12 protein-coding genes are annotated in these 11,513 nt (G+C 61.9%); 6 read left to right on the top strand and 6 right to left on the bottom strand.

From position 1 onward, the window contains the following. Positions 1 to 345 precede the first annotated feature (345 nt). The 6 genes from ACWEO7_RS23075 to ACWEO7_RS23050 all read left to right on the top strand — a co-directional run bounded on the left by ACWEO7_RS23075 (position 346) and on the right by ACWEO7_RS23050 (position 3,624). Positions 346 to 834: a DNA-directed RNA polymerase subunit beta gene (locus ACWEO7_RS23075; protein WP_452426005.1), complete on the top strand. Its 489-nt coding sequence runs from the start codon at positions 346 to 348 to the stop codon at positions 832 to 834. Continuing rightward, positions 827 to 1,144: a hypothetical protein gene (locus ACWEO7_RS23070; RefSeq protein WP_452426003.1), complete on the top strand. Its 318-nt coding sequence runs from the start codon at positions 827 to 829 to the stop codon at positions 1,142 to 1,144. Before ACWEO7_RS23075 ends, ACWEO7_RS23070 begins: the two co-directional genes overlap by 8 nt. Further along, positions 1,141 to 1,455 carry a hypothetical protein gene (locus ACWEO7_RS23065; RefSeq protein ID WP_452426001.1) on the top strand — a complete coding sequence of 105 codons (315 nt, stop codon included), beginning with the start codon at positions 1,141 to 1,143 and terminating at the stop codon, positions 1,453 to 1,455. The genes ACWEO7_RS23070 and ACWEO7_RS23065 overlap by 4 nt, the downstream gene beginning before the upstream one ends. 223 nt (positions 1,456 to 1,678) lie before the next feature. After that, positions 1,679 to 1,927 carry a hypothetical protein gene (locus tag ACWEO7_RS23060; protein WP_452425999.1) on the top strand — a complete coding sequence of 83 codons (249 nt, stop codon included), beginning with the start codon at positions 1,679 to 1,681 and terminating at the stop codon, positions 1,925 to 1,927. A gap of 110 nt (positions 1,928 to 2,037) precedes the next feature. Beyond that, positions 2,038 to 2,517, top strand: coding sequence for a hypothetical protein (locus ACWEO7_RS23055; RefSeq protein WP_452425997.1), 480 nt, complete (start codon positions 2,038 to 2,040; stop codon positions 2,515 to 2,517). Positions 2,518 to 2,955: 438 nt separating this feature from the next. Next, complete coding sequence (locus tag ACWEO7_RS23050; RefSeq protein WP_452425995.1) at positions 2,956 to 3,624, top strand: hypothetical protein; 669 nt, start codon at positions 2,956 to 2,958, stop codon at positions 3,622 to 3,624. An 814-nt stretch (positions 3,625 to 4,438) separates the two neighbouring features. Here the strand turns inward: ACWEO7_RS23050 and ACWEO7_RS23045 are convergent. The 6 genes from ACWEO7_RS23045 to ACWEO7_RS23020 all read right to left on the bottom strand — a co-directional run bounded on the left by ACWEO7_RS23045 (position 4,439) and on the right by ACWEO7_RS23020 (position 11,483). Continuing rightward, positions 4,439 to 5,455 (bottom strand): HEPN domain-containing protein, encoded by a 1,017-nt coding sequence (locus ACWEO7_RS23045; protein WP_452425994.1) that lies wholly within the window; start codon positions 5,453 to 5,455, stop codon positions 4,439 to 4,441. Between the two features lie 32 nt (positions 5,456 to 5,487). Next, on the bottom strand, positions 5,488 to 6,804 hold the full coding sequence (locus tag ACWEO7_RS23040) for a DUF262 domain-containing protein (RefSeq protein ID WP_452425992.1): 1,317 nt from the start codon (positions 6,802 to 6,804) through the stop codon (positions 5,488 to 5,490). Between the two features lie 15 nt (positions 6,805 to 6,819). Then, on the bottom strand, positions 6,820 to 7,965 hold the full coding sequence (locus ACWEO7_RS23035) for a DNA methyltransferase (protein WP_452425990.1): 1,146 nt from the start codon (positions 7,963 to 7,965) through the stop codon (positions 6,820 to 6,822). A 338-nt stretch (positions 7,966 to 8,303) separates the two neighbouring features. After that, the gene (locus ACWEO7_RS23030) at positions 8,304 to 9,047 is read right to left on the bottom strand and encodes a hypothetical protein (protein WP_452425988.1); all 744 of its coding nucleotides are present in this window, start codon (positions 9,045 to 9,047) and stop codon (positions 8,304 to 8,306) included. 100 nt (positions 9,048 to 9,147) lie between these two features. Further along, positions 9,148 to 10,617, bottom strand: a complete 1,470-nt coding sequence (locus ACWEO7_RS23025; protein WP_452425987.1) for a PepSY-associated TM helix domain-containing protein — start codon at positions 10,615 to 10,617, stop codon at positions 9,148 to 9,150. A 302-nt stretch (positions 10,618 to 10,919) separates the two neighbouring features. Next, on the bottom strand, positions 10,920 to 11,483 hold the full coding sequence (locus ACWEO7_RS23020) for a hypothetical protein (protein WP_452425985.1): 564 nt from the start codon (positions 11,481 to 11,483) through the stop codon (positions 10,920 to 10,922). Positions 11,484 to 11,513 lie beyond the last annotated feature (30 nt).

Raw genomic sequence — 11,513 nt, 5'->3', positions numbered from 1 at the left:
CGGAGTTGCCACTCTGGCCAACCTCGCCCACGCCCGCTGACCGTAACCGGGTCCAGGTCGTCATCACCGCGTCGGACTTACGGGACAACCCTTAGTTGTGCGCCCATATGCCAACGGTACGCGGACGCAGCGCGTTCCGAGCCCGCTCGGAATTAGTAGTTTCCAACACCGCTGCTCAGTACTGCCATTGTGAGCATTGCCCCGAACACAGAGCCTGGATTCAGCCCCGACGCCGGGTGTCGCCGGTCCCTCATCCCGGCCCTGCTGGTTGCCCGATGACGCGCAGCCATACGGTTCGGCCTCGGCGTCGGGTGCACACCAGTGCATCGAGCAGGGGAGTTGTTCGTGAAATTGTCGAAACAGCCTGGGCACACGCCGTTGTCGGTGTGTCACTTCTACCGGCAGGTGTGCGATCTGCCCGCTGAAGTCCACCCGCCGCATCTGGGGCGCATCACGCTACGCGCGGGCCGGGTGTGTGGGGTGATGATGCCCGCGTTCATCGGCTCGGAAGTAAAGGCGTGGATGGAGCGAACGGGTCAGCAGGCCGGGCCGGTGATGACGCATCCGCGTTCGCAGCGTTGGACGTTTCTGACCGGGCCGGATCTGCCGGAGGACATTCGGTTGTTCGCGGAGATGTCGCGGTTGGGTGTGTCGATCCTTCGTGCCGGGGAGATCGCGTTGCCCGGTCCCGGTCAGCGGCCCGGCTTGTTCCGGGCGTGGGTGCATCCGCCCCGCGACGCCTACCGGCCCTCGGGGCGGGCGGTGGTCGAGGCGATCCGGGGCTGCGTCGCCGAGCGTGTGCGGCAGCGAGGGCGGGTGATGGCGTATGCCTGAACACCCCAACGCTGTGGTGCCGTTCGGGTGTAGACCGGCGTGTGGGCCGTGGATCACCGTCGAGCAGTCCGGCCTGTTCACCTTCGACCAGCAGACCAGCGAAGTGCTGTCGGTCAAATGCCCGTCGATGAACTGCTTCGGGCAGATGGTGACGGTGGTTCGCGGTCGCATGGCCGACCACGATTCCCCGATGGATATCACGCTCGGTGGGCAGAAATGCCCGTGGATCGGTATCCGCGTGGTGTTCGATCCCACCCGCTATCCCGACCTCGCCACCCAGCCTGCCCCGCCGCCGCAGGCCGGTCGGTGACCGGGGACCAGGACGCCGAGCGAGCCGACGCCGAACTCGACGTTCTTACCGACGTGATCGGCACGCTGGTAGCCGCCACCACAGACGCGGTGCGCGACGGGATGAGCGACACGACCCGTGTCCGTGTGATGGCGTTGGTGGTCTATGCATTGATCAGCAGCGCCCGCACTGCCGCCGCACCGCACACCGGGCGCCTGTATGCCGCACCGGTACTCGATCCGATCATCGAGAACATTCCCGCCGCCGACGACATCACCTTTCTGGACCTGTTGATCCCCGCCATCATCGGCCAGCACCTCAACAACACCTGAACCACCCAGACCGCCCCGCACGAAAGCGCGTCCCCCTGGTCCCCCTTTGCACCACAGGGGAAGCTCGCCACGTGCCGGGGCACCCAAAAGGGGGAAGGCTGCGCGGACGGAACTCCATCGGTGTGCCCAACCGAACCCGCCCGCCAGCCTTCCCCCGCCCCGCCGAATTCATTGCCCCGCAGCACATTCACGCAAGGGTCAACCCCCTTCACGGAAGGCTCCCATGCAACCCACAGCCGAACCGCACCACTCGATGCGCGGCCTGACCTCACCCCTGCCGGACGAACCCGACGTGCACCTGATCGTGCGAATGCGCGGCCACACCCTGCACTACGCGGCATGCCTGACTGCGGCCCTCGTGTTCCTGCAAGACGAAAATATCCGCAGTTGCACCGACGCCGTAGCCGTCGCCAGCGGCGCAACTGATCGGCTGCCCCGGATGCCCTGTGGGCGGCTGTATGTCGAGCGATGATGCGACACTCCGCCTCCGCACACCGCTTGCCCGGTGACACGTACCGACGTGACACTGTAGTGCTCGAAACCGCGATACGAGACAGCTCGCATGAGGGGAAGGCTTCGCCAGTGGACGACGACCAAATGGGTTTTGATATCGAATTCGACGCCGCAACGGAGGCGTACTTGGATTGGGTTGCGCCTGAACGCATGGAATCGGCCATTCGGGAGTTCTTGTCCGACACAGTTCCCGGAGTTGCCGCATACACGGATCCGTGGTGGAAACCGCCGTTGACGTTGCAAATCTTGGAAGCCGCACAGAATCGCTTCCACGACCGCGCAAGCTTTATTTCGCCGGAGAACCGGGAAGCCGCAGATGGATTCATTCGATTTTTGGGTGAAGCTTGCGTACGGCGGCACGCTGGGATGACATGGACGAATAGCCAGGACTCCGGTGCTCCTTTGTATTCCGACTTCGGACCCGCTGTGCATTTCTCTGACAGTGGTCTCGGTTGTGAGCTGATGCCACTGGCGGAAGAGTTGTTCATGGAGAGTTTCGGCCCCAAAGGGGTCGAATACAGTATTCGCATGGCCGGTAAGCCTGCCTGATTCGACTGTAAGTGGGGGGCGACAGTGCCCGATGAGTACGATGCCATCCGGCGGCGATTGACCAACTATGAAAAGGGCCTGTACTTCGAACTGGGACGAGCGCAGATCCGGGGCGAGACTCGCGAACGCGGCTGGGTTCGTCAATTCGCAATCAGAATCGGAAAGAGCGTCCGCGTATTGGATTCCGCCCGCACCCAGGGCAGGGGCGCAAACGGTGTCGAACGGAAATCAGGACGCGTCAACGAGCGAGAAACACTCAGGCAACTGAAGACTGAACGCGCGGCACTTCAGGCAGGAATACTTACCCAAAGCCGATGGGAGACTGTTTCTGGGGAAAAGGTGCCACGCTCCGTCCTCGAATACATGCGCGAAATAGCCCAGGAGTTCCCGGGCAGGTTTCAGCACGAAGTAGTATCCAGATCGGATGCACTTCGCGCGATGCGGCTCGGACAGTCGCTGGTATCCCAGCAATTAGAGCTGATCCGGCCGTACGAGTTGAATCGAGCCGACCGGGCACGGGAACGACTGGCGAAGATCCGCCAGATCGTCCGGGCGCAAGAACGAGCCGAAAAATTCCGCAAGATCCAGCAGTTCCGGGAAGCCGCTACGCGTGGCCGCGTGGATGCGCCGCAGCAGCTCGAGCGTGACCGGCAAGCCCGAGCAGAGGCCGAGCGGGCCAGGCAAGCACGCCAGACGCCGGAAACCGAGCGGGCACGGATCGCACGGGAAGCCGCCGAACAGGTGGCGCAGGAGTTCCCGCTGCCCACCCAGTATCAGGAACGCGAATCCGCCGACACCGGAGAACAAGCGGCCCGCGAAGCGGCCGACGCCGCGATCGTTGAGCGCGAAGCGGTCGAGGCACGCGCGGCAGCAGCCGAGAAGGAACGGGAGGCGGCGTTCACGGCGCTGAACGAGGCGCGGAACGCCGCGTTCAAGGAACTGGACGAGAACGGGCGTCTGTCGGATGTCGAACGACTGCTGTGGTTGGGGGAGGCGCATCACCCGCAAGCAGCGGTGCGGCATCCACCCGGCCAAGCCCCGAGCGTTGTGCGTGGCGGCACCGGACACGGACAAGACCGCGCACGCGGAATGACTCGCGACCGATAATCATCCACAGCCGATCGGCTCAAGTGTGGTCGGCCTCCTGGTTAGGGGCGGGGTTCGGGTCGAACGCTGGGTTGTGCGGCAGCAGTGCCAGCCCTTCGCGTCCGCTCGTCTTACGGTGCAATGGAGCATTCGCGGGTGAGTGGATGCGGGATGTTCTCGAGATTCGTTGTAGCGCAGGGAGAGAAGTTGGCGCGTCCCACTGCGAGAAGAAAAAGAGAAAAGGGAAGTAGGAAACCTCCAAAACCTCCAACAGAAACCTCCAACAGTGTCGGGCTTCATTTGATGGTTGACGTCCAACAGCAACTTCAGCACAGAATTTGCCAAAATTTCCTCTACAGAATTCAAGAACTGCGCGCCAGGCACCCCGTCCTCGCTGCCGTTGCGGGCGGGACCCTGCTGGCGCGCGTCCTAGGGTGGGACACGAACTCCCCCAGCACGCGCCTTCGACATGCATGCCTTCTGCACCCTCTATTGGAAACGCCGCGTGCCGATCCAACACGAATTTCACTTCCGTTGTAAACAGCCGCCGCCATGAGGTACACCTACGTGAAGGTCGGGATATCAGTCCTGCCTCCGGAAGGATATGCGGCTTCTGTTGAACTGCCGCGCCCCTCGGGGGGCCTGCCAGTTTGACGATTCCCTCATGGGGGGCTCGCCCATGTCCGTAAACAATCTAATAAACAGCATATGGAGCATTGGCTGCTACCGCCGCGTCACCCCCCTCACCGGACGTTTCGCCCACCAGCCGTTTACGAGATGCGACACGCGCTGCTGTAAATGTGAATCATCACCCGTTAGCACCGGTCCTGGGAGCTTAAGCAGTGATGAATGGTCCGCGGCTGCCGAAGATTCCGTCCGGAGGAGAGGCGAGATCGGGAATCGGTTCTTGCCAAAAATTGAGTTCTACCTTGTTAGGAGCCACGAAATCGAGTAGTAGGCCAGCTTCTGCACCTTCAGGCGCGTGTGCAACCCGTTCATCGGCAACCTGGACCTCCAGTACGCGACCCCAGCGCGTGGAATTATCTCCAGTCGCGAAGATTAAATCTCCCTCTGAGATCTCCGACTTCAGAGAACTAATTATAACAACCCTACGGCTCTTATAGTAATCCGCCGGAATGCCCAGAGACACGCTTGTTCCGTTTTTCATCGCTGCCTTGAGGAGTGGGCCGGCGAGACTTGCGATGAGCCCGAGTGAAATCGCTTCGATGTAGCTGACTTTCGCTAATAGATGCTCATAGGAAAGGATCTCGTCAGGAATGGCTCGGTGCGCGACCTCGTTACGACGTTCTACAAGGTCGTCCAACTCATTTTTAAGGACCACCGGCAGGGTCCCGTCGCTCACATTTGGGGTAAGAGACATCCACTTTTGTACTGAATCCGAGTATTGGATCTTGCTCAGTAGATCTGGCATCGCCCAATGAAAAATTTCCGCCAATGATTCCCAACGAAGATTCGAATTATGAAGTGCGATCAGTTCGAGTCTCAAATCAATGGAAGTGTGCGACTCATCCAAGCACGACGCGAGGCTTTTGGCGACGTCAAGTTCCGTAACACCCTGATACCTTCCCACGCCTAGAGATTGCCCCAGCAATGCTGATGCACTACGCACATAGCGCCGACGCAACTTTAGCATTTGGTCTTCAGAGCAATTGCTCGGGTCTGCTAGCATCATCTGACTGAACCGGAATGCGACCTGTTCAGCGAAGTTTTCGAAAGATGAGTACAGCGCGGAGATGCAAGCGATGTAGGCGAACCTGCGCTGGTCAGAAGTTTGCCGTTCTTCTGAACTGCTCGTGAGGAACCGGCGAATCCGTTGGAGGTCGGACGCCAACCCATTGTATTGTGGCAGCATTAGACCCGGACCTATGCGCCGATGGTAGTCAATGCCGAACGCAACGCCTCAATTGCAAAATCGTTCCGTCGATGTGCGTCCGCTATGTTAGTCCTGCGACCTCCAAAGAAAGCACCATGATTTTCGTACATTGTAGCGATTGCTGACCGGACCGCTTGGGGGCTGCTCAGTAGAGTTGCCTTCTGCTCTCGATCAAGCGCAGAACTGGCGTACATCAGCGCGTCATAGGCGATCTTACTGAAATGGCGATTGCTTCCTTTAACCTGGAATGCTGTGGTTCCGTTGACTCCGTGCCAGAACTTAATATTTTCTAGGAAAAGTTGCTTATACCCCGCGAGGGTAGATTGGTCGAATTTATTTCCTCTCACTAAGAATTCGTCCAAGAAATCTGAGATGCGATTTAAGCCCTGAGAGAACTTAGACAGGTGGCGATATGCATAGAACCGAAGGACGATCTCCACATCATCCATAGACTCGAACATTTTCCGGCCCATTTTAGTGATCTCGACACCTTCAGCATCTAGCTCAGTACTGGCCGCCTCGGAGTCATCCGAGTCGTCGATGTCGTTCGGGGCTACTTCTTCTGCGTCGAGAGGAGTCCCCAGCATTCCACGCAGTTCCGCAGTTTGGGATAATTCGAGACACAAGTCATTTAGCGGCCCGTTGTACACTGCATTGCGTGTTTCCTGCCCGCTAAGCCGTACGCCGCCCGAGTTCAATCGCTCGAAAACCAATTTTTTGAGAAACGCGGCCTGTTCCTCATCTGCGGCTGTCTCATTCAGTAGAATAATTGATGATAGGTATCGTCGATCAATGCCGTCACGAATCGAACTGGGCAGACTAGAATACGTTCGACCGTTAAGTTCCGGCCAATGTTGGAGGCCGGTTAATTCTAAAGAATTTTCGTAGAAATCCATCAAGGCGGTTAATCGCTGACGGCCATCCATTACCTCAAATCGGGCTAACTCGTATTCATATAAGAATATTGGAGGCACTGGTACGTTCATTAAAAATGACTCGATTAGCCTGGATTTTCGCCCATTGTCCCATCGATGGCGGCGCTGATATTCGGGGTCTCTCTTATATTTGGCTTCTTTTTCTCCAGACTCCGTCGTGAAAGTGTCCGTGAACATGGTGAGAATCTGATTCAGCGGGTAGCGGGCTTGCTCGATGACAATACGGACCCCTTCTTTGACGTACCTCTGATTCAGTTCCGCATCAGTCAGATGTGATGGCTCCACCGGCTTCAGTGCATCAATGGTCTCCCCTGGAAGAAGGGAAACCTCAAGGTGGAGCTGGCTTTCGTGAGAATTCACTGCTGGTCCCATCCATGAATGCTGGAGTTATCTAGTCGACAATTGGCGCAATGATCCGTCCAACTCGGCGACGGCATCAATCTCATCAATGGCGGAGCCAGCTTTGCCGAACTGTTCGGCCTGCCGGGCGCGTTTGGGTGAAGTACCAGCAGGCTGTATCGCCTTAATGCTCCAACCGGCGTCCGCTTTCAGGATTGAATCCACAATCATTTGCTCAGGCTCCGTGCGAGCCGAAGGTAGCGCGCCGAAGCGGATTGCTAGCCGAGCGCCCAGGTGACAACGGCGCGCGGTTGCAGCCCAAACATCGGCAAGGGCGCCTATAAAGGCATCTTGATTCGGTTGGCGGGCGATCTGTCCAGAAGTGTCGTAGGGCACCTCCGGGGGGCCGCCAAGGAACCACGACCGTAGCCATTGATCAGCTACGTAGGTGCGCATGCCGTAGTAGGGAGGAGAAGTTACTACCAAATCGAACTTCTGACGCAACTCTTGGAGGGTTTCGACGGAGTCGCCAAGGTAAACTCGACCGCCTTGGGTAAGCGGAGTCGATTTCAACAGCCGATCGGCCCGCCGTGCGATGACGTCCAATGTGGAGATATGCATTGGATTCATGCCGCGCGTCTTCCAGAATTTTACTGCGTATGCGGGCTTGGATGCGTAAGTCCGCGGCATCTGGTTTGATAGGTAGGATGGAAGCCCCTTGTTGCGTGGGCCATGCAGGATGCCCAGCAGTACAGCGCGAAGCATCCTCGCTGTTGCAGAACTCATTCCCATGAGACCTGCGCGAAGGGTAACGATCTCGCGCAACGTTTCGCGTTCGAAGCACCAGTGCCAGAACTCGCCTTCGGGCATGTCGCCCTGCACACCGCTGTTAAGAATTTGCCGGGCCAGTCGCAGTACTGCACCCGAGGTAACCTGAGTAAGTTTTGCTTCTGCGATTGCGACGGCGACGGGATTGATATCTATCCCTACCGAAGGCAGGCCTGCGAGTCGCGCAGCATACAGCGTTGTACCCCTTCCGCAGAACGGGTCCAGCACGCGAGTTGCTTCGGGCTTTGCGGCGATCTGTTGAAGCGGGAAGTCCAGCGGGAACATCGTGTAGTACGGGCAAATCGCGTTCAGCCGGACTGCGTCCTCCGGCCAGTTTTGGACAGAGGTCGTCACCGTCGGCTTCACACGTATGACTGTACAGGTGGCCGAGTCTCGGCAGCGAGGAAGCTTGTGTCGCGTGCAACGCTGCAGTGGTAGAGCAGGATCTCCTGATCCAGGTAGCCACAGGGGGACTCAGTGTCTCTGTAACCCGCGGTACGGCTGACATGGTTGACAGGTACTGATCGTACGTAGTAGTGGTGCCGACCTGTGATGAAAGCTTAAGGATTCCATGGTTTCCTCAAGGCGCATGCGCGGCCCCGGTCTGTGGGAGATCCCGGACCGGAGCCGCTATGACGTAAAATCACTTGACCTGCAAAGTCCCTGGTGGACCGCGAGAGGCGGGACTCTTTGCGCAGGTCAGCTCATTGCCCCCTGAAAGGTGCGTTGATCGTGGAGAAGTACATGATCGCCGCGCCGATGGCGACGGGGGCCGTCACCAGGATCTGGCCCGCGACCGTGCCGAGGGCGCCGACGGCGACGATGCCGCCGAGGCAGCCGACGGCGGCGGCCGGGATGAACGGGCCGAACATGCCGACGATGGTGGCGGCGGCGACGGTCGCGCCCGCGATGCCGCCGAGCACGCAGCCCACCGCCGCGCCGCCGATACCGCCGACCAGGGTGCCGATGGTGGCCCCCATGGAGATGGTGCTGGTCATCCGGGACCAGGCCGCCTGCTCACGGTCGTACTCCGTCTTCCACGGCGCCTTGTCCTCGAACGGCAGGGCGACCGGCTTGTAGACCGCGTGCGCCAGGTCGAACTGCGGGGTCAGCGTCGCGGTGCGGCCGGAGATCTCCGCGGCGATGGGGAATTCGAACTCGTCGACCAGGAAGGTCAACGGCGTGCCTGCGACGACGGTGCCGTCGGCGGCCTTCACCTTCAGCGCCTGGTCCTCGACCACCAGCGAGCCGGAATCAATGCTGATGATGCTGGCGGTCTCGGTGGCGTGGGCGGTGAAACCGACGGCCTCGGCGGCCTCCGTGGATGTGGCCTCGACGGACGCGCTGTCCACCGGAGCGACCTCGGGAGCGGCGGAACTCGTGCCCGCGGCGATGCTCACGGCAGCGGTGGTGAACGCGGCGGCCAGGGCTAGTTTCGTGATCTGCATGGGAAATCCTTGGTTTCGAAGGCATGGCGAAGCGACGGCCATACCCGTGACGTTTCGGTAGGTCGTTGGGGGTGACGGGCTTTCGCCCGCGAATGTGTGGTTAAGCGGCGGCGCGCATCCGTCCGGCGAGGCCGAGCAGCACGTCGATCGCGAGGAAGGCGAGCAGGCTCAACCCGACCAGCGGGACGAACCAGCCGACCACGAGCACGGCGGCCACCAACGGCACGACCAGCCAGAGCGAGGTTTTGCGCAACGCGCCGCGTCGTGGGGCCCGGCCCAGCACGAACCGCCCCGCATCGCGGGTCGGCCGCCTGCGCCACCACATCAGGTAGCCGCGCACGATCACGGTGATCAGGCCGATCATCGCCGCGAGCAGCAACAACTGATTGAGCAACCCGAACATCAGCCCCATGTGGAACTGGATGCCCCAGTTGGTGAGCTTGGCCATCAGCGGCCAGTCGGCGTACGGCAGACGGTCGGTGGCCGCGCCGGTCGCGCCGTCGACGGCCACGGAGTCGACGGTGTAGGTGCCGGGCATCCGGCGTTCCTTCACCGCGAATGCCTTGCCCGGCGCGGCCGGTACGGCGATCTCGGCCGGCTGTGTGATGCCTTCGGCGCGGGCGGTCGCGTAGACCCGATCCAGCTGGGCGATCCGTTCGGCCGGGGCGGTTGGCGCGTGCTCTGCGTGGCCGCCGCCATGGTGCTCGGAACCCGAATCATGGCTCGAAGCAGCGGTTCCGGGCAGCGCGGTGCTGACCGCGGGTGTGGTCCAGCCGAGCTGCTGACGCAGTTCGGTGACATTCGCACCCGCGTAGGTCGCCCAGGTCATGCCGGTCGCCGACAGCAGCAGCGCGAGGGGAAGCACCCACATTCCGACCGCACCGTGCCAGTTCAGGGTGCGGCCTCGCGCGCGCTGCGACCGATCGGCCGCGAACAGCCAGCCCCAGCCGTTGCGGGCCCGTCTGCTGCGCACCCGGCGCACCCAGATGACCAGCCCGGCCAGCGCGACGATCCACAGCCAGGACGCGGCGAGCTCGCTGTAGAGCCGGCCGGGTTCGCCGAGGTGCAGGTCCCGGTGCAACCGATCGATCCAGGTGCGCATCGGCAGCGCACCCGAGCTGCCGTATACGACGGAATCACCCACCGGCTGCGCGGTGTACGGGTTCACGAACACCGCCCGCCGCTCGGATTCCCCGAGCGACGGGTCGCTGAACAGCACCCGGGTGGTGTCTTCGGCGCCCCCCGCCGGGGCGACGGCGACGAGCTGGAGATCCGGCCGAGTGGCGACGGCCGCGCCGACCTGTTCCGACAGCGGCTTCGGCGTTCCGGTCGCGGTGACCGTCAGCAGGTCGCGCGACCCGATCGACTCGAGCGTCGGCGATATCGCGTAGAGCGCGCCGGTGACGGCGGCGATGAGGATGAACGGCCCGACGAACACTCCCGCGTAGAAGTGCAGCCGCATGGCCAGCGCGTACAGACTGTTACGCGCGGTGGCCCGGCGTGGGCCGGAGGAATCCGACGGCTCCGATAAGTCGGCGTCGGAAATAGTTTCTGTTGTACTCACGATCATTTCGTTTCTGACGGCGGAACCCGGTTAAGACGCAACCCTTTTCCTGCCGGCGGTGGGCACGCGACCGCCGCGGCGACCGTCCTGCGCGGACAGCCGTCGCGGAATCACCTGCGGACGCGCTCATTCGACGGAAGCGCGATCTCGGCACCGCACGGAAGGAAGGTGTGCGACCCGGTGGACGGCGTCGCGTCGGCACGCCCAGGCGTGGGCACGAGTGTGCGCGGCGACACTGCGCTGCACGAGGAAAGACCGTGACGATGAGCGACACTCACGCCACGCGTGCACCGGGTGTGGAAAAGGATTCAGAGAACGACCGCGAGCGGCGGAGCACGTGTGCGCAGCGCCTCGGTGGCGAAAACACGCAGGACGACCCGGTCACGATGGACCGTCCGCAAGGGAGCGCGGTCCGCGACGACGGGCGGCGTGTGCCGCACCGGCAGCACCCGGCGCAGCACCGCGGTGCCGATCCGGTGCGCGGCCTCCGCCCCCCGGATCACGATGGCCGCCGCGAACGCCGCGCACACGTGCGCGGCCAGCATGGCCGGAGTCAGCTGAGCATCACCGTGATGCAGGTGTCCCGAGTTGATCCCCATGGTGAAGTGCCCGAGCAGCTGCCCGGCGACCAGCGCCGCGACCAGCCCGGACGACGTCTCGCGCAGCGGCGCCAGACCCGCGACCAGCGCGCCGATCACGGCGGACGCGGCGGCGAGCAGGGCCAGCGCAGTGGTGTCCGGCAGCATGCCGCCGGAAGCCCAGCCGTGCGCCGCGACGGAAATGGCCCCCGAGATCGCACCGGCCGAGCCACCGCGCACCCGCGCGACGGCGCCGCGACGTCCCGCGGCAGACCGGTCGAACTCGTAACTCACCCGCTGATGATAGCGGACCGATTGCACGCA

The sequence above is a fragment of the Nocardia sp. NPDC004260 genome, from assembly GCF_053603155.1.
The sequence above is the reverse complement of the archived record's forward strand: the minus strand, read 5'-3'. Positions and strand labels throughout refer to the sequence as shown.

Bases quoted from the DNA above. Each gene is read 5' to 3' on its own strand.
- ACWEO7_RS23070 (WP_452426003.1), top strand. From the start codon at position 827: ATGCCTGAACACCCCAACGCTGTGGTGCCGTTCGGGTGTAGACCGGCG.
- ACWEO7_RS23060 (WP_452425999.1), top strand. From the start codon at position 1,679: ATGCAACCCACAGCCGAACCGCACCACTCGATGCGCGGCCTGACCTCA.
- ACWEO7_RS23050 (WP_452425995.1), top strand. From the start codon at position 2,956: ATGCGGCTCGGACAGTCGCTGGTATCCCAGCAATTAGAGCTGATCCGG.
- ACWEO7_RS23040 (WP_452425992.1), bottom strand. From the start codon at position 6,804: ATGGGACCAGCAGTGAATTCTCACGAAAGCCAGCTCCACCTTGAGGTT.
- ACWEO7_RS23030 (WP_452425988.1), bottom strand. From the start codon at position 9,047: ATGCAGATCACGAAACTAGCCCTGGCCGCCGCGTTCACCACCGCTGCC.
- ACWEO7_RS23025 (WP_452425987.1), bottom strand. From the start codon at position 10,617: ATGATCGTGAGTACAACAGAAACTATTTCCGACGCCGACTTATCGGAG.